This window comes from Penaeicola halotolerans (assembly GCF_016464625.1).
GTDB lineage: Bacteria > Bacteroidota > Bacteroidia > Cytophagales > Cyclobacteriaceae > Penaeicola > Penaeicola halotolerans.
The window spans coordinates 159,319-182,175 of record NZ_JAEAGO010000005.1; the positions used below are offsets into that span (position 1 = coordinate 159,319).

Below are 22,857 nucleotides of genomic sequence, written 5' to 3' on the forward strand. Positions count from 1 at the left end.
TAATGCTTGGTGATTACTTGAGCAAACCTCTAGAGATTACAAGCTTTTGAATCTCAGAAGTACCCTCACCGATAGTGCAGAGCTTAGAGTCTCTGTAGAATTTCTCTACTGGATAATCTTTGGTGTAGCCATAGCCTCCAAATATTTGGATAGCCTCTGTAGATACTTCTACAGAAACTTCTGATGCAAAATACTTAGCCATAGCGCCTTCAGAAGTCATTTTCTGCCCTCTGTTTTTAAGGTCTGCAGCTTGGAAAGTAAGTAGCTTAGCAGCTTCCACTTTAGTAGCCATCTCTGCTAGTTTGAAAGAGATCGCTTGAAACTTAGAAATCGGTTGGTTGAACTGATGTCTCTCCTTAGAATATGCGATAGATGCCTCAAGTGCGCCCTCTGCAATACCCAAGCTAAGTGCAGCAATAGAAATACGACCACCGTCTAGGATCTTCATCGCTTGTATGAAACCTTCTCCTTCGGCTCCTAACATTTGGCTTTTGTGTACACGGCAGTCTTCAAAGATCAACTCCGTAGTCTCAGAAGCTCTCATACCAAGCTTATCTTCTTTGCGACCAGCACTAAATCCTGGAGTGCCTTTTTCAATGATGAAGGCGGTCATGCCATGTGAATCTCCTACTTCACCTGTTCTGACAATGACTACCGCGACATTACCTGATTTACCATGCGTAATGAAGTTTTTAGCACCATTGATGACATAGTAATCACCATCTTTGACAGCTACAGTACGCATATTTCCTGCGTCAGAGCCAGTGTTAGGCTCGGTCAGACCCCATGCACCGATCCAGTCAGCAGTAGCTAATTTAGGAAGGTATTGTTGTTTTTGCTCTTCACTGCCAAACATCATGATATGACCTGTGCAAAGTGAGTTGTGGGCAGCCATACTCAAGCTAATCGCTGGATCTAGCTTAGCCAACTCAGCTATAGCTGTGACGTACTCAAAATATCCAAAACCAGAACCACCATACTCAGTTGGCACCAAAACACCCATGAGTCCTAGCTCACCAAGTTTCTTAAAAAGTTGGATAGGAAATTCTTGATTGTCATCCCATTCTTTGCGAAAAGGAGTAATCTCTTTAGCACCAAAGTCTCTCACCATCTGCTGGATCATCCTTTGGTTTTCGTTCAATTCAAAATTCATAAATCGACTATTATTTGGGTTTACTTTATTCTCAATTACTAAACAGACATCCTCAAGATAGGTTTAAGGCAAAAAAATAAAAAAAGCGGCTGAGCTTTATAAAAAACCTTAAATTTGGATGTGTGGATGCAAGATAACAGAATTTTTTTTCTCCAAGTCTACCACAAAATACGGTTACTAAGAAAAGATAGCTTTCTAGTATTTGGAAGACGCTCTTATCCAACAAATACTTGGTAGTCAATGAGATGTTAGACAGAATTTAATTTTAAACCTTTACCTAAATCACATGCAAAAAATATTAGTCACAGGAGGCGCAGGATATATCGGATCTCATACAGTCGTAGCTCTGCACGAAGCAGGCTTTGAACCAGTGATAGTGGATAACTTCTCTAATGCTGATAAGTCCGCTATAGATGGTATCAAAGCCATCCTACAGAAATCTCCTACGCTTTACCAAGGAGACTGTAATGATGCTGCCTTCATGGATCAAGTATTTGCTAAAGAAGGCAAAATAGCAGGTGTGATACACTTTGCAGCTTCTAAAGCCGTGGGTGAATCTGTCCAAAAGCCTATCCAGTACTATGCGAATAATATCAACTCCTTATTGGTCTTACTACAAACCATGGAGAAACACCAGTGCCCTCACTTGGTATTTTCATCAAGCTGCACCGTATATGGGCAGCCCGATGAACTGCCAGTGACGGAGGCTACACCTAAAAAGCAAGCTACCTCTCCCTACGGCAATACCAAAGCCGTCTGTGAAGAAATCCTAGAAGATGCAGTAACTGCCAAATACCCAATCAAAGCTATCGCACTGAGGTACTTCAACCCTATCGGTGCACACCCTTCTGCCCATATCGGAGAGCTACCTATAGGAGTACCTAATAACCTAGTGCCATTTGTGACGCAAGCTGCTGCAGGTATCAGAGAAAAAATCACTGTCTTCGGCAACGACTATGATACACCAGATGGAACTTGTCTAAGGGACTATATCCATGTGATGGACTTAGCTGATGCACATGTGAAGGCTTTTGAGTTTTTAGAAAAGCAAAACCAATCTAGTCTCATAGAATACTTCAATGTCGGCACTGGCAAACCTAACTCTGTACTGGAAGTGATCCAAACTTTTGAAGAAGCTAGTGGTGTGAAACTTAACTATGAACTAGGACCCCGTAGACCTGGAGATGTCGAACAGACCTATGCAGATGTGACTAAGTCTACCAAACTGCTAGGGTGGAAAGCTACGCGTTCTTTGTTTGAATCTTTAAGAGATGCTTGGAATTGGCAGCAGAAATTAAGTCAATAAAAAAATCCCCTTGGAACATTCCAAGGGGATTTGCTTTTTAAAGCTTACGCTTGATAAAGTCTGTCATCATTTGATAAAGATGCCATGAAGTATTGCCTCCAGATATTCCGTGGTTTCTATTTGGATAGTAGAAGCTCTCAAATTGCTTATCTGCATCGATCAGTGCGTCTACCAGTTCTACGGCATTTTGGAAGTGTACATTGTCATCACCCGTACCGTGAATCAGCAAGAGATTGCCCTTCATCTTAGCTGCGTGTGTGATAGGATTGTATGCATCATAACCAGAAGCATTGGCCTGAGGAGTCATGAGATAGCGCTCTGTGTAGATAGAGTCATAGTACCTCCACGAAGTCACTGGTGCCACTGCTATAGCTGATTTGAATACGTCATTGCCGATGAAGAGAGAAAGTGAGGACATATAGCCTCCATAGCTCCAGCCCCAGATACCAATTCTAGCAGCATCAACATAAGACTGGCCTGCTAAAAACTTTGCACCAGCAATCTGATCTTCTACTTCATACTTGCCCAATGTACCATAGGTCACATGCTTGAAATCTCTACCTCTAGCTCCTGTACCTCTATTGTCTACACAGGCTACGATATAGCCTAGAGAAGCTAAATGATGATGCCAAAAGTCCCTCGTGCCACCCCATGCATTGGTGACATTTTGAGATCCAGGACCTCCATACACGTACATTAGCACTGGGTATTTTTTATTGGGATCAAAATCAGCAGGCTTGATCAGATAGCCATTGAGCGAAGTACCGTCTACCGTTTTAAAGTCAAAGAATTCCTTTTGAGATAGGGCAAAACCCTTTAAGTTTTCTACCAAGGCTTGATTGTCCTCTAAAACCTTTCTCACTTTGCCTTTTGCATCATATAATGTGATGACCTGAGGCGTGTTGGCCGTAGAGTAGTAGTCTATGAAAAACTTATGATCAGGACTCATATTAGCTCGGTGCGTCCCTTTGGCAGGTGTGAGCACTGTCTTTTTCTTTCCGGCAAAGTCTATCACATAAAGATTACGCTCTAGTGGAGAACCTTCTGTTGAAATAAAGTATATCTGTTTCTTTTGTTCATCTATACTGACGATATTATTGACTTCCCAGTCACCCTTAGTGATCTGTCTGATCAACGAGCCGTCCATATTGTGGTGATAGATATGCTTGAAGCCATCTTGCTCAGAAGTACGAATGAAGGTTTTATTGTCGCTTAGGTAAACCAGCTCATCATTATAGTTAAGGTCAACATACGTTTTACTTTTCTCCGATAGGATCACTTTGCTTTGACCTGTGCGAACATCTGCATGTAGGATATCCAGCTGGTTCTGGAATCTGTTTAGTCTGATAAAAGAAAGTGTATTACTATCTCCAGTCCAGTACATTCTAGGCAGGTAGATATCTTTTTCTGCTCCAGCATCTAGCGTCACAGTCTTACCATCATTGAGGTGATGTACTCTGATCTCTATATCAGCATTTTTCTCACCTGCTTTAGGATATTTGAATTTGTAATCTTCAGGATAGAGTTCACCCCAGAGCTGCATATTGTACTCCTTCACCTCAGATTCATCAAATCTCATGAAGGCCAATTTCTGACCATCTGGTGACCAAGCAAATGCTTGAGCCATGCTAAATTCCTCCTCATAAACCCAGTCAGCAGAGCCATTGATGATGTTGTTCCACTCACCATCTGTGGTTACTTGCGTAACTTTATCAGTATTGAGGTCTATATAGTATAGATCGTTATCTTTCGTAAATGCTAACTTAGAATTGTCTGGAGAAAAAGTCGCATAAGAGATCTTTTCGCCATCCATGAGTTGCTTGAGTGACTGTGTCTTAAGGTCATAGACATAGTATACACTCTTAGATGATCTGCGATAGATACTTTCAGTCTCAGCAGTGAGCAGTGCTTTGCTTTCATCTGCATTAAAAGTATATCCTCTAAAGGACAGGCCAATCTTAGCACCATCGATCAAAGTCTCTACTGTCTCACCAGTAGCGATGTTGATCTTGACCACTTGAGGTCTTCTACTTACAGGATCTGTGACTTGTGAGCTATAAAACTGGCCGTCTTTCATCCAGTTGATCCCATAGACAGAACGCTGATTGAAAGAGCCCTTTTTGAAGACATCCTCCAGAGTGACTGCCTTCTTTTGTTGTGCAGGAAGAAGCTGCGTAAAGAGCATGAGGCCCACGATGAACCAAAGCTTTTTAGAATTTATCATATAGTTTTGCTGTTTTTGTTCGAACTTTAAATATAATGAAAATGTATAGTACTAGTCCTTATTTTTAGACAGCGGTAACATAAGACAATTGAGATGGCAAAAAAGAGTTTTAAAGATCAGATAGCGGCAGAACCCATGCCTGTATTAGTAGATTTCTATGCTGACTGGTGTAAGCCATGTAAAAGCATGTCTCCTATCATCCAACAGGTAGTACAAGAGCTAGGAGGTCAAGTAAAGTTGATCAAGGTCAATGTAGACAAAACGCCACATGCCGTGCAAGCGTATAGCATCACTTCTGTACCTACTTTTATTCTTTTCAAAAAAGGAAAACAACTCTGGAGAAAAACTGGCACTTTGACTAAGGATAGTATCCTAAATCAACTCAAAGGTTTTAACTTTTAGTCACTGCTGCTAAAAAGTCCGACACGATCGCTAAAGTCTCTGCATCTCGCTCAAACATCCCCATGTGGCCTGTATCTGACAGTTCGTGGAAGTGATCTATTTTACAAACTTCAGCTTGTTTTCTAGCATCATCGATTTTGACTGAAGTATCTAGCGTACCAGCGATCATCAATTTAGGACAAGTGAGCGCTTTGAGTACCTCTATGCTGGATTCCCTTTTTTTCATCGCCTTGGTATATGCGAGCAGGGTCTCTTGAGGTGTAGTTCTAGCTATTTCTAGTAGGGCTGAGATCTTTTCAGAAAGTTCTTCTCTTCTTTCTTCTGGGAAAAGTTGTGGCACAAAACTATCTACAAACTTGGTTACACCATGTTTTTGAACAAATACTATGGTACGATCTCTGACACCACGTTTTTCTTCATCATCGGGATATGCCGTAGAGTGAAATAAGCCAATGCCTCCAAGATCAGGGCTCAATCTAGCTATCTCCAGCGCCACATAGCCTCCAAGTGAGTGTCCAATGATGATAGGCGTCTTTAGAGATAGTTCTTCCATCCAATCAGTCAGCAAGCGAGCTACCTCAGGCAAACTCAAGTCATCTTCCAACCATCGCGACTCCCCAAAACCTGGCAGATCAGGACTCAATACCCTATAATGAGTAGAGAGCTCCTTTTCAAAAGCTCTCCACATTTCTTTCGTTTCACAAAAGCCATGAAGCAAAATTACTGCTTGTCCATAGCCATTGTCATTATATGCAATCATGTATTTTTTTATGCTTTGACGGCTTCAGCCATTTGCTTCACAGTAGCTGCAATACTCTCTGGATCAAATCCGCACTCTCTATGCAGCTCGATCTGCTCACCATGTTCAATGACCTCATCTGGGATACCTAGTCGCTTTACTTCAGCAGAGTAGCCATGATCAGCCATCCATTCGATGACAGCACTACCAAATCCACCCATGAGACAGCCATCCTCCACAGTCACTACCTTCTTGAATTTCTTGAATACTTCATGAAGCAGAGCACTATCTAGTGGCTTGACAAATCGCATATCATAATGAGCCGGGTTCAATCCTTCCTTGACTAAAGAAGTACAAGCCTCTACTGCATAGTTTCCTATATGACCAATCGTCAAGATAGCCACATCTTCTCCCTCTTTGATGATACGTCCTTGGCCTACAGGAATTGCTCTCATAGGAGTTTTCCACTCTGGCATGACTCCATTTCCTCTAGGGTACCTGATCACAAAACCACCATTGGCATTATCATCCAGCTGGGAAGTATACATCAAGTTTCTGAGCTCCTCCTCATTCATAGGAGCAGAGATGGTCATATTAGGGATACATCTGAAATAAGCTATATCGTATGCTCCATGGTGTGTAGGGCCATCAGCTCCAGCAAATCCCGCTCTATCCAAACAAAGCACAACTGGTAAGTTTTGAATAGCCACGTCATGTACTACTTGGTCAAAAGCTCGCTGCATGAATGTGCTGTAGATATTACAAAATGGTAATAACCCTTGAGTAGCCAAACCGGCAGAGAAAGTCACTGCATGCTGCTCCGCTATGCCCACGTCAAATGCTCTGTCAGGCATTTCTTTCATCATGATATTGAGTGAAGAGCCTGAAGGCATGGCAGGTGTCACACCCATGATACGGTCATTCTCTGCAGCCAACTCTACTAGAGTGTGACCAAAGACATCTTGGTATTTAGGTGGCTGTGGCGTATTATATGTTTTCTTGTATATCTCTCCTGTGACTTTATCAAAAAGCCCTGGCGCATGCCATTTAGTTTGGTCTTTTTCGGCCAAAGCATATCCTTTTCCTTTTACCGTCACACAGTGAAGGATCTTAGGTCCTGGGATATCTTTAAGGTCTTCTAACACATGGGCTAAATGATTGACATCATGCCCATCCACTGGCCCAAAGTAACGAAGGTTGAGAGATTCGAATAAGTTGCTGTTTTTCAGCATCGCAGATTTGATCGCTCCTTCTACTTTAGAGATAATCTCTTGAGCACTTGTTCCAAATTTGGAGAGTTTACCCAAGATGTTCCAAACCTCGTCCTTTGCTTTATTGTAAGTATGCGAAGTAGTGATGTCTGTAAGATATTCTTTGAGTGCGCCTACATTGGGATCTATAGACATACAGTTATCGTTCAAGATGATGATCAGGTTAGAGTCTGATACGCCTGCATGGTTCATCGCTTCGAAAGCCATCCCACCAGTCATGGCACCATCACCGATCACCGCGATGTGTTGTTTTTGCTTTTCACCCTTGTACTTAGAAGCTACAGCCATACCCAGCGCAGCTGAGATAGAAGTAGATGAGTGTCCTACACCAAAAGTATCATAAATACTCTCTTTCCTCTTTGGAAATCCTGAGATCCCTTTGTACATCCTATTGGTATGAAAAACATCACGCCTGCCAGTCAAAATCTTATGACCGTACGCTTGATGACCTACGTCCCAAACGAGCTGATCCTCTGGGGTATTGAAAATATAGTGAAGTGCTACAGTAAGTTCTACCACTCCCAAACTCGCCCCAAAATGGCCACCATAAACCGATACGACATCGATGATGTATTGCCTCAATTCATCACAAACTTGTACTAGTTGACTTCTATCCAGTTTTTTGAGATCTTCTGGACTATTGATGTTGGCGAGTAATTCTCCGGGTTTAATCTGCATCCTTTATTCGTTTGAAAATATTAAACCTCTCTTCAGATTAATTGTTTATGACCTTAAGAAACGTCTTGTATTAGCTGTTAAATATAGTCCTTTTTTGACAGCTCCCTCAATAATTAGCGAGAAAGTAATATCTTTGAACTGAGCCAGCAAAGTTAAGCATAAGCAATAGAAAGATTTGAGTTTTGAGGTAAAAATACCACTGTTTGAGGGTCCCTTTGACCTGCTACTTTTCTTTATCGAAAGGGATGAACTGGATATATATGATATTCCTATCTCTCAGATTACCAATGACTTCTTGGACTATTTGCATCATCTCGAAAAATTAGAAATCGAAGTAGCTTCTGAATTTATCTTGGTGGCAGCCACACTGATGCGTATCAAAGCCAAAATGCTGCTTCCTAGACCCAAACTAAATGAAGACGGTGAGGAGATAGACCCAAGAGATGAGCTCATCAGGCATTTGCTCGAATATAAAAAATACAAATCGGTCCTCAGCGAACTAGCTAAACTCGAAGAGGAGCGCTTGACGAAGGAAGTCAGAGGGAATATTTCTAAAGAACTTAAGTATCTAGCGGCAACTCATGATGTAGAAGATGAGTTACAAGACTTAGACCTCTATAAATTGCTCAAAGTGTACCAAAAGATGATGCAGAAGTTTGCGGCTAGACAAGATGACACTACACACACAGTCGTGCAATATCCCTACACTATCGAGCAGCAAAAAACGCTCGTCATGGATCTTTTATCTCAAAAAGAAAAAATTCCTTTTACCGATTTGATTTCTTATAAAACAGAGAAAATCTTTGTGATCTATTCATTTTTGGCCATTCTGGAACTCCTGCAACTATCCCTAGTGACTCTTCATCTTGGCGAAGGTTTCAATAATTTTTGGATAGAAAAAATCGCTGAAGTACCTGCCCCTGCGCTATGAAAATCGACAACAAGAAAGTTTTCAAAACCCTCAATCCTAACAAGGTTTGGATCCCTGTCTTGATTGGCTTGGGGATCGTCTTCTACATGTTTTATAGCGATCCCAATATCACAGTGGAAAACCTCAAAATGGTATTTGATGGCAATATCCTCATCTTTGGATTAGCTATTTTAGTGATATTGGCAAGGGACGCTGGATATGTTTACCGAATACGAACTGTCACTGATCAACAACTCACTTGGACACGCTCCATCTATGTGATCATCATGTGGGAGTTTGCCTCAGCCGTCACGCCATCAGTTGTTGGTGGGTCTGCTGTAGCGATCTTTATACTAAATAAAGAAGGGATCAGTGTCGGCAAGTCACTTGCGTTTGTCATGGTGACTGCTATCCTTGATAACTTATTCTTTGTAGTTTTTGCACCGTTGGTGATGCTTTTCACATTAGGGGATATCTTCCCAGACAGCAATAGCCTCAGACTAGAATTAGGGAATAGTTTGCAGTACTTCTTTTGGGTGAGCTATTCACTCTTCACAGCCTACTCATTAGTGATGTCCTTAGCACTTTTCTACAGACCGAGAGTGTTCAAGTGGTTCTTGATCAAGCTTTTTTCGATCAAATTCCTCCTCAAGTGGCGCCACAACATGGTAGAATATGGAGATGAAATCATCGCCTCATCCAAGACACTCAAGGTAAAACCCTTCGGATGGTGGATGAAAGTGATTCTTGCTACGATTTTCATTTGGAGCGCACGCTACCTGATGCTCAATTTCTTGATCGGATCATTTACATTACTAGATGTGCAAGAGCATCTACTGATTTTCTCTAGACAGATCATCATGTGGATAGTGATGATGCTCTCTCCGACTCCAGGCAGTTCAGGTACGGCTGAGTTCTTTTATGCACAGTTCTTTAGGGAATTTTTGGGAGACTACACTTTCGTCACTAGTATCCTATGGCGCATGTTGACTTATTATCCATACTTGATCCTTGGAGCGATATTTCTTCCTAGATGGATTCGTCATGTATATTTCAAAAAGCGACTAGGAAACTAATCACGTTTTCCCCTATGCCTCTCATAGTATAGGATAAGTTCTCTGGCTCTTGAGATTTGTTTATCTATATCTTTGAGCTTGCTGACAGCAAAGATGATACTGCGCTTTCGACCATCAGTCATTGACTCAAATCGTGCGTGAAGTACTTCGTCTTGAGCAAGTACTGCTTCTAGGACTTCTGGCATATCCACACCAAGGGGATTAGGATGTTCTGCTAGCGTATACATGACTTCATCCCCTACATTTTTACCAAGCCTAGAAAGATATTTAGCAGAGATCATGATGTAAAAATCACCATCTCCAAAATGATTGAGACCACAACTTAGTGTCAACACATCATCGATAGAACAAATGAAACGGGTTTTAGCACCTTTAGCAAAACGCGCCACAGCTTCTGCTGCTACCTTTAAAATATAGTAACCTCCCTTCTGAGAAATCACTTGTTTACCATGGTATGCCTCCATACAAATTAGGTCAAAGCTTATTTCAAAAACCTTGACTAAAGACCACAATAAGACTAGAATTGTTTACATATGAAAAGCCGAGATATGATATACCTCGGCTTTTAGTTTTTCCACAAATTGGCTATTTTAAAACCTCACATTTAGTCCTAAGAGGAAGTTTCTACCCGCCATTGGATAGTAGAAATTTTCAGTGATAAACTCTCCACCAGCTACATAGCTAAACGTATAACCATTGGGTTCATACTTTACATCAAACATATTATTAACCAACAGTGTCAAACTGATTTCTTTAGCAAACTTGGCTTTGAACTGGTAATTCAAACGTAAGTCATTTGTCAAAAAAGCATCCAGCTGACGATTGCTATTACCTGTATTATCCAAGTACTGTTCACTCACATACTTGGTCAATAAGTCTGCTGTGAAACCAGTGTACGGTTTAAAGCTGAAAGTACTTCCTGCCACCCAGTCAGGAGAAAAAGCGATAGGCGTCTCTCCATCAAAAGCTTCAGTGAATTGTTCTCCAGTATCGAAGTCATCATAAAATGCCACAAAATTGCGGATCATGTTTTGAGAATAGGTGACATTACCTGTCCACTGAAGGCGATCACTAAAGCGGTATCCTCCCACTAACTCTATCCCTGTACGATAACTATTGTCGACATTTTGACGTGTGTAGGCTCCTACATCATTGATCTGACCTGTGAGGATCAGCTGATTTTGGTAGTCCATCAGATAATATGCTACCTCTAGATTATAGCGCTCTCCATTTTGTCTATAGCCTACTTCCAAATTGCGAAGACGCTCAGGCAGCGGTCGGCTGTCTGGACTAGACTCTGTGAAGTCATCTCGCACTGGCTCTCTATTAGATATAGCATATGAAGCATAGATAGACTGCTGTGCACCTAGCGCATAGGTTGCACCAAATTTTGGATTGTAAAAGGTATAATTGGCGTCTTGGGTTACATTGCTCAGGTTATTATCAAAACCAAGGAATCGATAGTCGATCATCCTAACCTGCATATCCCCAAAGACATTGAGCTTCGGAGTCAATTGATAATTAGCTTTCAAAAAGAAGTTGACATCATCCTTCACTGCATTGTTGTCATAGTAGCGGTAGCGGATATCACTTGTGCTAGCAAACCTCGCCCAGATCACTTCTCCAAAGTGATCTCCATCATAGCGATTAGCTCCACCACCTAGCGTAATGTCAACTTTTTCATCTGTTGATAGGTAGTTGAGAGAGTACACTGCGCCATAGAAGTCATTGTCTAGCCATCTTCTACGGATCAAGTCAGTGCTAGTAATAGTCTCCCCACCGATCACTACATTGGGTAGGTTATAATCAGCGAAGTCGTCATCTGTTCTAAACTGTTCGTAATAGCCTCTACCATAAGTATAATGCAGTGCTAAGTTAGCCTTGATGGTTGGGCTGAGCGTTCCTGTGTAGATCAACTGGTAATTATCTTGCTGATAGTTATCCGTTTCATTTTCATACGTGTAAGCATTGAATGTCCTATTGGTACGTAGCAGGCTTTCTGGCACACCATTCCAAGCTTGGTAGGTTTGCTCTCTTCCAGAGAAGATATTCAGCTTGATGATGTGCTTGTCGCCATAGTAGGCTCCAGACAGAAAGTAAGAAGATAAGTCTGAAAATGCTCTGTCAATGAATCCATCAGAAGTAATCTGAGACAATCGAGCATCTACTACAAAACGATCATTGAGGAGACCAGTACCTGCACTGACCGTATGCTTCCAAGTATTGAATGATCCGAAGGAGTTGTTAAACTCTGCATATGGTTCCTCTCTTAGCGTATTGGTCTGCACATTGATACTCGCACCAAAAGCTGCCGCACCATTGGTAGAAGTCCCTACACCACGCTGGATTTGGATATTGTCTACTGAGGAGGCAAAATCAGGCATATTGACCCAAAAGACTCCATGTGACTCTGCGTCATTGACAGGAATACCATTGATGGTGACATTGATACGCGTCTGATCGCTACCCCTGATACGAATACCAGTGTAGCCTACTCCTGCACCCGCATCTGAATTGGTCACGACAGAGGGTGTTTGATTGAGCAAAATAGGTAAATCTTGTCCTAGATTGATCTTTTGGATGTCTTCACGCTTGACATTGGTGTAAGTCGTAGGCGTGTTTTCATTGGCGCGAGTAGCTGTCACGATAAACTCCTCTGTGAGCAAGCTAGAACGCTCTAGCGAGATACTGAGCTCAGTACTTTCTGTAAGCGTCAGTGATTGGCGGTAGGTCTCATATCCTACATAGGTAATTCTGAGCTGGTAAGTACCTGATCTCAGATTGTTCAATTCAAAAGCACCCTCCAAACTTGTGGTAGCACCTTTGTTAGTTTGCTCTAAGATGACATTAGCACCATAGAGAGGTTCCAGGGTCTGCGCATCTATGACACGACCCGATACTTTGATTTGTGCCATGGCACAAACTGTCACTAGCCATAAAGCCAGCGTCAACAATGAATGTTTCATTGGTAAATAAATTTAATTGGTCTAACATCGAGGGACTACAGGGGTTAGCCCCTCTTTCCTTGTTTTACCACTCATTTCCCTTCGCCAGCATTACCTGGATCAGGTCCAATGGGTATGATCTCAGCCCGTAGTATTCAGGCACCCCTAATTATGATAGCGCAAAAGTAGTAGGAATGTGCAGAATAAAAAACGAAAACAAAAAAGACTTCCTCGATTTGAAGAAGTCTCTCTATTGAATTTTAAAATACCTATTCTTGATAAAGTGTTCTAAGCACTGTCTCACCCACTTGTCTCAAGACTGTTTTGTCAATTGCTTCTAAGTTATCGCTCAGCTTATGATGGTGATCAGGGAAACCGTCCTGCAAGCTAAAATCTATGATATCAATCATTGGGATACCTGCATCTCTGTTGACAAATACATGGTCATCGATGATCTCCGCACTTCGCTCCATGGGGAAAGTGTAGCCGTAACCAAGGCTTGCAGCATTTTTCCAGACTTTATTTACGATATTTCTCGCAAAGTATACGGAAATTTCGTCTTGATAGAATCTAGCATCTTTTCCTCCGACCATATCTAGCAAGATACCATAATAGGCACTATAGCCAGCTTGATGCAAGTTTTTACTCCAATACTGAGAGCCTAAGCACCACCAAATCTGACTCGCGTCACCAGTCACTATCTCATCTTCAGGTGCACCATAGTCTTCCCCGTCAAAAAAGATCACATCTATTCCGATATCTGGTCTATTAGGATCTGCCGCCATCAGTCTGACAATCTCTAAGATCACAGCCACTCCGCTCGCTCCATCATTAGCACCATCTATAGGTTGTTTTTTCTTAGTAGGGTCCTCTTCCTTGTCTGCGATATGTCTCGTATCCCAGTGGGCAGCTAGTATGATTCGTTTTTTTGCTTGTGGAAAAAAGCTTCCAATGATATTGGTCAGTTGAAGTGTCTCTCCAGTGTATGCATCAGCCGCGAACTTCTGCTCTATGACGGTAGCCCCGTAGCTTTCTAGCTTATCTACCAACCACTCCCCAGTAGCTCGATGAGGTGCAGTATTAGGCACTCTTGGTCCAAAGGCCACTTGCTTAGCAATAAAGGCATAGGCAGAATCCGCCTCAAACTTAGGTGTGTTGACTACCACTTCCGCCACTGGTGGTGCTTGTGTCTTTTCTTTATTTTCTCCACATGAAAAAATCAACATTGATAAGCATGCGGCAATGATTATTTGACTATTCTTCATAAGCCCATTCGATGGTATGTTTCATATCTTTGACCACTACGCCTTGTGCTTTTAATTGGGCACGGATCATATCTACTTGATCATAGTTTTTAGCTTCTTTGGCCTGAGTGTATAACTGAAGCAGTATATCGATCACATCTCCAGCGAGTACAGATTGTTCTTCCTTGAGGCCAAATATATCCTCTACAAAAGTTACATAAGTATCAATCATCTGTTGAAAAACTTCTTTTCCTAACTGTGCCATTGACAGCTGGCCAGTATGAATAGAATTGATTTTTTTCAGGATATTAAAAAGATGTCCTATTGCTAGTGCTGAATTGAAATCATCATTCATCGCACGATAAGCATTGTCGCAGAGCTGCTTGACCTGCTGCTGTGCTTGCTCATCAGGCGTGATACTTTCATCTGCCACATATTTGAGTTTCTTAGCCACTTTGAGTCCATTGATTACCTTTTTGTAGCCCTTTTGTGCAGCTTTAAGTGCTTCATTAGAAAAGTCTAGTGTACTTCTGTAGTGAGCAGTCAACATAAAATAACGAATCGTCATCGGGCTGTAAGGCTGCTCTAGTAGCTCATGCTTCCCTTGAAAAAGCTCCTGTAGGGTAATGAAATTACCTAGCGATTTACCCATTTTTTGGCCATTGATCGTGATCAGGTTATTGTGTAGCCAATATTTAGCTGGGTCAGCATGATTGCAAGCATTGGACTGCGCGATCTCACACTCATGGTGTGGAAATAGCAAATCCATCCCACCACCATGGATATCAAATCGCTTACCGAGGTATTTGGCACTCATAGCAGAGCACTCCAAATGCCATCCTGGAAAGCCTATACTCCAAGGGGAATCCCACTTCATGAGGTGCTCAGGAGCTGCCTTTTTCCAAAGGGCAAAGTCAAGCGAATTTCTCTTTTCTCCTTGGCCATCTAGGTCTCTTGTACCAGACATCAAATCTTCGACTTTTCGACCAGATAGGATGCCATAAGGTTTATCTGTATTGTATTTGAGCACATCAAAATAAACAGAGCCATTTACTTCATACGCATATCCCGCATCAAATATCTCTTGGATCATCGCAATCTGTTCTGGGATATGACCTGTAGCTCGTGGTTCTATACTTGGCTTTTTGATATTGAGCAAGTCCATGTCTCTATGGTAAGAGTCCGTGTAGTGCTGAGCGATCTCCATTGGCTCTAGCTGCTCAAGTTTGGCCTTTTTAGCGATCTTGTCTTCACCTTCATCTGCATCACCCACGAGGTGTCCTACATCAGTGATATTGCGCACATAACGTACTTTATAACCTAAGTGACTTAAATAGCGAACAATCACATCAAAAGCTACCGCTGGACGTGCATGCCCTAAGTGAGCATCTCCATAGACAGTAGGTCCGCAGACATACATCCCGACATGGGGAGCAGCTATGGGTTCAAATTTCTCTTTAGTTCTGCTAAGGGTATTATAAAGTCGTAGTTCAGTTTGCATGCTACAAATTTAAGAAAAGCTTTGGCAATCCGTGAGCTCTCAAAGGAAGATCGCTTTTAGATTCTGATTAAAAACTTTTTTACAACGTGAGGACACTTTTTTAGTTCAAATTATTTTATATATCTTTGTGACGTAAACGAAGCAAACACCGGAGGGGACTACTTGTCCCCTCTTTGTTTATACAAAAAAAATTGAAGATGGAGCTCAAAGCAAAAATTAAAGAGCTGGTCAACAACATGATCGATCAGGAAAAGTACTTTCTGGTGGACATACAAGCTACAAGTGCAGGAAGCAGGGGCAAGCTAGTCGTGCTACTAGACGGAGATGAAGGCATAGACATCGATGTCTGTGGAGAAGTGAGCCGCCAACTAGGTCAGCTTATCGAAGAGCAAGATTTGATGCCAGAAGCCTACATTTTAGAAGTTTCTTCACCTGGAATTGACTTTCCTTTACAGTCAGTACGCCAGTATCGAAAAAACATCGGCAGAGAGGTCAAGATCCTCTTACAAGATGGCAAGGAAGTAAAAGGTCATCTGTTGACGGTAGATGACACACAAGTAGTGATCAAAGAAGTCAAAAAGATCAAAGGCCACAAAAAGCCCGAGATATTGGAGACTGCGGTCACTTATGAAAATATTAAAAAAACCAATGTATTAGTTTCTTTTAAGTAATAAAGATGGATGCTAAAGTTTTAATTGAATCATTTGCAGATTTTGCAAGAACAAAGAATGTAGATCGCCCAACGATGATCCGCATCTTAGAGGACGTATTCAAAGCGATGATTCGCAAGAAATATGAGACTGATGAAAACTTCGATGTGATCATCAATGCCGACAACGGTGACCTAGAAATCTGGAGATACAGAGAGGTAGTAGATGACGACTCAGAAGATATCTGGGACTATGACAAGATCAGCTTGACAGAAGCTAAGCAGATCGAGCCTGACTTTGAGATCGGTGAAGAAGTCTCTGAACAAATCTTCCTTGAAGACTTTGGCCGTAGAGCGGTACAGATGGCTAGACAGACCTTGATCCAAAAGATCAAGGATTTAGAAAAAGAACTACTTTTCCAAAAATACAGTGAACTCGTAGGAGAGATCATCTCCGCTGAGGTGTATCAGATATTGGGTAGAGAGGTGTTGCTACTGGATGCAGATGGCAATGAGCTCATCCTTCCTAAAGGAGAGCAAATTCCTAAGGATAGGTTTAGAAAAGGTGATTCTTGCCGTGCGATCATTCACAAGGCTGAAATCGTGAATGGCAATCCTAAGATCATCTTGTCTAGAACATCTCCTATATTCTTGGAAAGACTATTTGAAAATGAAGTACCTGAGATCTATGATGGTTTGATTACTATCAAGAAGATCGTCAGAGAGCCAGGAGAAAGAGCCAAAGTAGCTGTAGAATCTTATGATGATCGTATCGATCCAGTAGGTGCTTGTGTCGGTATGAAGGGATCTCGTATCCACAGTATCGTCAGAGAGCTACAAAACGAAAACATCGATGTCATAAATTTTACAGAAAACCTAGAGCTTTATATCCAAAGAGCCCTGAGCCCTGCTAAAATATCAAGCATTGCGCTAAATGAAGAAGGTGGCAGAGTTTCTGTATATTTGAAGCCTGATCAGGTATCATTGGCTATCGGTAAAGGTGGATACAATATCAAATTGGCTAGTAGACTAGTCGGATATGAGATAGATGTATTTAGAGAAATCACCGATATCGAAGAGGATGATGTGGATCTAAACGAATTTACAGACGAAATTGATGAGTGGGTAATCTCCGAGTTGAAGAGAATAGGTCTAGATACTGCCAAGAGCGTATTGGCCCTCTCTAAAGAAGACCTACTGAGAAGAACAGAACTTGAAGAGGCTACAATTGACGATCTCTTCAGCATATTAAAACAGGAATTTGAATAAGAAGCATCGCATTCAACCCTAAAAAAGAAGCAATAGGATTAAATTTGAGTATGTCAGAAGATAAAATGATAAGATTAAGCCAAGCGGCACGAAAACTCAATGTGGGGATGACGACCATCACAGACTTTTTGGCTAAAAAAGGCTTTCAGGTAGACAGCAATCCAAACTCCAAAATCGATAATGACCAGTTCAATTTATTGGCCAAGGAGTTTAAGGCGTCTGCTATGGAAAAAGAAGAGGCTAATAGTCTGTCTATCGGCAAGAAGCACAATGAAAACCTTAGCATCAAGGCGGAAACTGCTATGGAGCAAGAGGAAGAGAAAAAACCTGAGCCTCCAAAAGTAGAAGCCCCTAAAGAAGAGAAGCCTAGTCCAGCTCCTGCTCCTACTGCTAAAGCCGCTGAGGATAATGCTATCACTTCTGAAGCACCTAAGCTACAAGGTATCAAAGTCGTAGGTAAAATCGATCTCGATCAGCCTAAATCAACGGTATCCAAAGAAAAAGAGGCTGAAAAACCAGCCCCTGAGGCACCAAAAGCTCCTGAAAAGCCAGCTCAACCTACTACTCCTATTGCTAAAAAAGAGGAAGAGCCAGCGAAAGCACCAGTCGAGAAGCCTAAAGAAACACCTAAAGCAGAGACCCCTAAGCCTGCTACTCCTCAGACGAAAGCTCCAGAAAGCCCTAAAAAGCCACAAGAAAAAGCTCCCATCAAAAAAGCAGAGCCCGCTGAGGATCAAAATAATGTGATCGAAGCGAAAGCTGATGCGCTCAAAGGTCTAACGGTTTTGGGTAAAATCGAACTCCCTGCTGATCGCTCAAAGAAAAAAGGTAGCCCTGTGGCTTCATCTGATGACAAATCAGGCAGAGATAAAAAGAAAAGACCTAGAAAACGTATTGAAAATAATGATCGTAGAGGTCAAAAGGTAAATCCAGGAGCTCCTGGAGCACCAAATGCTGGAGGTCCAAATAGACCTGCTGGAGGAGGAAACGATCGATTCAAAAAAGGTCCTGGAAATAACGCTAATCAAAAAGGTAAAGGAAGAATAGAAAAAGCCGAGCCTACTGATAAAGAAATCCAAGATCAAATCAAAGCGACTTTAGCTAGACTCAGTGGTAACAAGCCAAGCGGATCTACTAAAGGACGTGCAAAATATAAGAAGGAGAAGCGCGCTGACAGAAGACAAGAATTACTTGATAATGAAGCAGCAGAAAGCAAAATCTTAAAAGTTACGGAATTTATCTCCGCAAGTGATTTGGCTTCTTTGATGGATGTGTCTGTCAATGAGGTGATCTCTACTTGTCTTAGCTTAGGAATGTTCGTTTCTATCAACCAACGCCTAGATGCAGAAGCCATCACGATCATTGCTGATGAATTTGGCTTTGAAGTGGACTTCACTAAAGTAGATGAGGACGAAGATACTGCACTAGTAGAAGAAGAAGCAGCTGAAGATCTAGAAGATAGAGCCCCTATCGTCACGATCATGGGTCACGTAGATCATGGTAAAACTTCCCTTCTTGACTACATCAGAAAATCAAAAGTAACAGCGGGTGAGGCTGGAGGTATCACACAGCACATCGGTGCCTATGATGTGACTACTAATGATGGTCACAAGATTGCCTTCCTCGATACACCTGGTCACGAGGCCTTCACTGCCATGAGAGCAAGGGGTGCTAAGATCACAGACGTAGTAATCATTGTGATTGCTGCCGATGACAGTGTCATGCCGCAAACGAAAGAGGCCATCAATCACGCACAAGTGGCTGGTGTACCAATTGTGTTTGCACTCAATAAAGTGGATAGACCAAATGCCAATCCTGATAAGATCAGAGAGGAACTCGCTAATATGAACATGCTAGTGGAAGACTGGGGTGGTAAATATCAGTGTCAGGAGATCTCTGCTAAAACAGGTAAGGGTATCGATGAGCTACTAGAGAAAGTACTCCTAGAAGCTGAGCTTTTAGAACTGAAAGCAAACCCTAACAAAAATGCTATCGGTACTGTGATAGAAGCCTCTCTTGACAAAGGTAGAGGATATGTCACTACAGTGATGGTACAGTCAGGTAAGATGCAAGTCGGTGATGTCGTACTCGCAGGTTCACACTATGGACGTGTCAAGGCGATGTTTAACCACCTTGGACATAAGCTCAAAGTAGCAGGCCCATCGACACCAGTATTGATGTTAGGTCTTGATGGCGCACCTCAAGCAGGTGATACCTTTAAGATTTATGATAACGAAAGAGAGGCTAGAGAAATAGCCAACAAACGTGAGCAGATCCTCAGAGAGCAAAGCTTAAGAACTAAGAAGCATATCACACTGGATGAGATCGGTAGAAGATTAGCTATCGGTACATTCAAGGAACTCAATATCATCATCAAGGGTGACGTGGATGGATCAGTGGAAGCACTTTCTGACTCATTGCTGAAGCTTTCTACCGAAGAAGTACAAGTCCAAATCATCCATAAAGGAGTGGGTCAGATTTCTGAATCTGATGTACTCTTGGCTTCTGCTTCTGATGCGATCATCCTTGGATTCCAAGTAAGACCTTCTGGCTCTGCTAAGAAACTTGCTGAACAAGAAGAAATTGAGATCAGACATTACTCTATCATCTACGATGCGATTAACCAAATCAAAGATGCCATAGAGGGTATGCTAGAGCCTGAGATCGAAGAAGTGATCACTGGTAATATCGAAGTAAGAGAAGTATTCAAAATCTCTAAAGTCGGTACTGTGGCTGGATGTTATGTGACGGAAGGTTATGTGAAGCGTAACAACAAGATCAGACTTGTCAGAGATGGTATCGTGAAGTTTGAAGGTGATATTGATCAGTTGAAGCGATTCAAAGATGATGTATCTGAAGTGAAATACGGCTATGAGTGTGGTCTAAGTATCAAAGGCTACAACGACATCAACGTAGGCGATATCATAGAAGGCTTCGAACTCAAAGAGGTGAAAAGAAAACTTAAATAATCAAAAAGAGGAGCCTAGTGCTCCTCTTTTTTTATACCCAATATGTTGGCGGCTATTTCTTATATCTTACTTGGCCTTTGTGCTTTTTGCTTGATCAGTCTACTTGTTGGTTTGATACATCCATGGCGAGTCTTGTGGTTTTGGCAGCGAGCCAACCGACTTTTGGTCATCAAGCTCTACAGTATACTACTGATTATTTTCGTGGGGCTATACTGGCTACTTCAAGCGCTCACAAGCTAATAAAGTAGCCCGTCCATCTTGTAAAGTAGTTCCTATCAAATAAGTTTCTCCTCCATCTTGTAATCTGTACTGCGTTTTAAACTGATTGGCTTTTACTGGATAGTTACGCATGATTACATTTACTTTCCCATCAGGGTAATACTGTTTAAATATCTTTTTATTAGCCTTTAAAATCTCTTTTACCTTAAAAAGCCTTCCAGGAAAATTCTTATTTAGTTCATCTGACGTATAAAGATGACTGTTTTGGTGGAGCTTTGCCAAGCCAAATTTTTGACATAACATTCTAAAAGCTCCCGCCTTGAGCACCGCTACATTGGGTTCATATAGGTATTTTTTTGGAAATGAATACCCCACTTCAGCTTCACTCTCATCCGCAAGAGAAAAAGTAAACTCTTGAGCTTCCTCCTTAGTAAAATTTATAGTAGTGATGCTAGGGTTGTTATTAGTTTTTTGATCAATCAAAAAGAGCAGTTCTTTGCAGTCATTTTGCACCGCCAATACAAAGACCTTGGTCACTTGTCCTAACTCTACCAAAGCTTGCTGCAAATCAGTCATGGGGGAAGCCTTGATCAAGATCTGTTTGGCCTTTTCTTTCATCCTAGGCAAAAGCGCTACCACATTAGGACTACAATCTTCCAATTTATACAGCTTCCTATTGATATCATCTCTACGCGCTGGATCGATATAGAGCAAATCATACACAGGCAGATTAGCCAATATCGCCTCACTCTCTCCATGGATCACCTCTATATGGCTCGCTCCTAATGCTTCGAAATTATGCTTAGCGATCTCCACCAAGACTTCTTGCCGCTCTACATAAGTTGCTTTAGATGCCTTTTTCGAAAAATAGAAAGTATCAATACCAAAGCCTCCTGTCAAGTCTAAAACACTCTCATAAGAACAAATAGCCGCTTTATATTCCGCAGTCTGCTGCGAAGAGCACTGCTCTAAGGAGATCGCTGGAGGAAATATCACCATCGGATTAGCAGTCCATTCTGGAAGTTTCACACCACCCTTTTTGCGACCTGTGATCTGTACTACAGCTTCTTTGAGGTCTATATTGGGATACTTCTTTCCCTGCAAAATGAGCTTATGAGGATCCTCTTTCAAATGCGCTTGCACAAAGTCGAAAAATTCTGCTATCCAGCTTGATTTCATACGGGCAAGATATAAAAAATCCCACTCAGCCTTCCGACCAAGTGGGATACGTATTGATAAATATATTTTATACGAGACTATGCTCTACTAAGTATTCTGCGATCTGGACAGCATTAGTAGCTGCTCCTTTTCTCAAGTTATCCGCTACGATCCACATATTGATAGACCTCTCTTGAGTTTCATCTCTTCTGATACGTCCAACGAAAACTTCATCTTTACCATGCGCTGTCAGAGGCATTGGATAGACATTGTTTTTAGGATCATCCTGAAGCACTACTCCAGGTGTATTTGCTAGAATTTGCTTTACCTCCTCTAGATCAAACTCCTTTGCAAACTCTATATTTACCGACTCAGAGTGTCCACCCATCGTAGGGATTCTCACCGTAGTAGCCGTCACCTTTACACTATCATCACCAAGTATTTTTTTAGTCTCATTGACCATTTTCATCTCTTCTTTGGTGTAGCCGTTGTCCATGAAAACATCAATGTGAGGCAGTACATTGAGGTCGATTTTGTGTGGATAAACCTTTGGGCCATCGATACCAGCGCGCTCATCCATCATCTGGTCTACTGCTGCCTTACCCGTACCTGTCACCGACTGGTAGGTAGATACAACCACACGCTTGATTTGATACTTGGCATGTAGTGGAGCTAATACAAGCACCATTTGTATGGTAGAGCAGTTTGGGTTAGCAATGATACGGTCGTCTATACGAAGAGACTTAGCATTGATCTCCGGCACTACTAGTTTCTTACTAGGATCCATTCGCCATGCAGATGAGTTATCCACTACGATAGTACCTACTTCAGCAAACTTAGGAGCCCACTCCAGTGAAGTACCACCACCAGCTGAAAAAATAGCGATATCAGGCTTTTGATTCACTGCATCTGCCATGCTAATCACGGTATATTCTTGGCCATTGAAAGTCATCTTTTTACCAGCAGAACGCTCAGATGCCACCAATAGCAACTCGTCAAATTTGAAGTTTCGCTCTGCCAAAACTTTTAAAATCTCGCCACCTACTAGTCCGGTAGCCCCTACTACTGCTAATTTCATTTTTAAATTTTTTTGCTAAATACGTACTTTTTCAGCATTTTTAAAATGATGAAAGCTTGTAAATCG

General features: G+C 41.8%; 17 protein-coding genes and 1 riboswitch. Of the genes, 7 read left to right on the plus strand and 10 right to left on the minus strand.

All coding sequences use genetic code 11. The features are described from left to right. Positions 1-13: 13 nt before the first annotated feature. The gene (locus I5349_RS13140; protein WP_226391241.1) at positions 14-1,153 is read right to left on the minus strand and encodes an acyl-CoA dehydrogenase family protein; all 1,140 of its coding nucleotides are present in this window, start codon (positions 1,151-1,153) and stop codon (positions 14-16) included. Between the two features lie 286 nt (positions 1,154-1,439). Here I5349_RS13140 and galE point away from each other — a divergent pair, with 286 nt between their 5' ends. Then, the gene (gene galE, locus I5349_RS13145; RefSeq protein ID WP_226391242.1) at positions 1,440-2,459 is read left to right on the plus strand and encodes a UDP-glucose 4-epimerase GalE; all 1,020 of its coding nucleotides are present in this window, start codon (positions 1,440-1,442) and stop codon (positions 2,457-2,459) included. A gap of 37 nt (positions 2,460-2,496) precedes the next feature. Here the strand turns inward: galE and I5349_RS13150 are convergent, their stop codons facing one another. Then, positions 2,497-4,683, minus strand: coding sequence for a S9 family peptidase (locus I5349_RS13150; RefSeq protein WP_226391243.1), 2,187 nt, complete (start codon positions 4,681-4,683; stop codon positions 2,497-2,499). 93 nt (positions 4,684-4,776) lie between these two features. Here I5349_RS13150 and trxA point away from each other — a divergent pair, with 93 nt between their 5' ends. Continuing rightward, positions 4,777-5,085 (plus strand): thioredoxin, encoded by a 309-nt coding sequence (trxA, locus tag I5349_RS13155; RefSeq protein WP_226391244.1) that lies wholly within the window; start codon positions 4,777-4,779, stop codon positions 5,083-5,085. Here trxA and I5349_RS13160 read toward each other — a convergent pair. Together I5349_RS13160 and dxs are read right to left on the minus strand one after the other, a co-directional pair. Further along, positions 5,075-5,845 carry an alpha/beta fold hydrolase gene (locus I5349_RS13160; RefSeq protein WP_226391245.1) on the minus strand — a complete coding sequence of 257 codons (771 nt, stop codon included), beginning with the start codon at positions 5,843-5,845 and terminating at the stop codon, positions 5,075-5,077. The genes trxA and I5349_RS13160 overlap by 11 nt on opposite strands. An 8-nt stretch (positions 5,846-5,853) precedes the next feature. Beyond that, positions 5,854-7,773, minus strand: coding sequence for a 1-deoxy-D-xylulose-5-phosphate synthase (dxs, locus tag I5349_RS13165; RefSeq protein ID WP_226391246.1), 1,920 nt, complete (start codon positions 7,771-7,773; stop codon positions 5,854-5,856). A gap of 175 nt (positions 7,774-7,948) precedes the next feature. Here dxs and I5349_RS13170 point away from each other — a divergent pair, with 175 nt between their 5' ends. Further along, positions 7,949-8,704 (plus strand): segregation and condensation protein A, encoded by a 756-nt coding sequence (locus tag I5349_RS13170; RefSeq protein ID WP_226391247.1) that lies wholly within the window; start codon positions 7,949-7,951, stop codon positions 8,702-8,704. After that, the gene (locus I5349_RS13175; RefSeq protein ID WP_226391248.1) at positions 8,701-9,759 is read left to right on the plus strand and encodes a lysylphosphatidylglycerol synthase transmembrane domain-containing protein; all 1,059 of its coding nucleotides are present in this window, start codon (positions 8,701-8,703) and stop codon (positions 9,757-9,759) included. The genes I5349_RS13170 and I5349_RS13175 overlap by 4 nt, the downstream gene beginning before the upstream one ends. Here I5349_RS13175 and I5349_RS13180 read toward each other — a convergent pair. The 4 genes from I5349_RS13180 to cysS form a co-directional block, all read right to left on the minus strand. Further along, positions 9,756-10,223, minus strand: coding sequence for a YdeI/OmpD-associated family protein (locus tag I5349_RS13180; protein WP_226391249.1), 468 nt, complete (start codon positions 10,221-10,223; stop codon positions 9,756-9,758). The two genes, I5349_RS13175 and I5349_RS13180, sit on opposite strands and share 4 nt — an antisense overlap. A 126-nt stretch (positions 10,224-10,349) precedes the next feature. Beyond that, a complete protein-coding gene (locus tag I5349_RS13185) occupies positions 10,350-12,725 on the minus strand; it encodes a TonB-dependent receptor (RefSeq protein WP_226391250.1) in 2,376 nt (791 codons plus the stop codon). Positions 12,726-12,784: 59 nt separating this feature from the next. Next, positions 12,785-12,881, minus strand: a riboswitch (TPP riboswitch). Between the two features lie 92 nt (positions 12,882-12,973). After that, a complete protein-coding gene (locus tag I5349_RS13190) occupies positions 12,974-13,930 on the minus strand; it encodes a M28 family peptidase (RefSeq protein ID WP_226391251.1) in 957 nt (318 codons plus the stop codon). Positions 13,931-13,958: 28 nt separating this feature from the next. Then, the gene (cysS, locus tag I5349_RS13195) at positions 13,959-15,449 is read right to left on the minus strand and encodes a cysteine--tRNA ligase (RefSeq protein ID WP_226391252.1); all 1,491 of its coding nucleotides are present in this window, start codon (positions 15,447-15,449) and stop codon (positions 13,959-13,961) included. A 197-nt stretch (positions 15,450-15,646) separates the two neighbouring features. Between cysS and rimP the strand changes: the two genes are divergently transcribed. The 3 genes from rimP to infB are packed head-to-tail and all read left to right on the plus strand — an operon-like array spanning position 15,647 to position 20,336. Further along, positions 15,647-16,120, plus strand: a complete 474-nt coding sequence (rimP, locus tag I5349_RS13200) for a ribosome maturation factor RimP (protein WP_226391253.1) — start codon at positions 15,647-15,649, stop codon at positions 16,118-16,120. Positions 16,121-16,125: 5 nt separating this feature from the next. Beyond that, the gene (gene nusA / locus I5349_RS13205) at positions 16,126-17,367 is read left to right on the plus strand and encodes a transcription termination factor NusA (RefSeq protein WP_226391254.1); all 1,242 of its coding nucleotides are present in this window, start codon (positions 16,126-16,128) and stop codon (positions 17,365-17,367) included. Between the two features lie 50 nt (positions 17,368-17,417). After that, positions 17,418-20,336: a translation initiation factor IF-2 gene (infB, locus tag I5349_RS13210; RefSeq protein ID WP_226391255.1), complete on the plus strand. Its 2,919-nt coding sequence runs from the start codon at positions 17,418-17,420 to the stop codon at positions 20,334-20,336. A 216-nt stretch (positions 20,337-20,552) separates the two neighbouring features. On the opposite strand, the gene I5349_RS13215 is transcribed toward infB, so the two are convergent. Together I5349_RS13215 and I5349_RS13220 are read right to left on the minus strand one after the other, a co-directional pair. Next, on the minus strand, positions 20,553-21,734 hold the full coding sequence (locus tag I5349_RS13215; protein ID WP_226391256.1) for a class I SAM-dependent methyltransferase: 1,182 nt from the start codon (positions 21,732-21,734) through the stop codon (positions 20,553-20,555). A gap of 67 nt (positions 21,735-21,801) precedes the next feature. Next, positions 21,802-22,791: an aspartate-semialdehyde dehydrogenase gene (locus I5349_RS13220; protein ID WP_226391257.1), complete on the minus strand. Its 990-nt coding sequence runs from the start codon at positions 22,789-22,791 to the stop codon at positions 21,802-21,804. Positions 22,792-22,857: the final 66 nt, after the last annotated feature.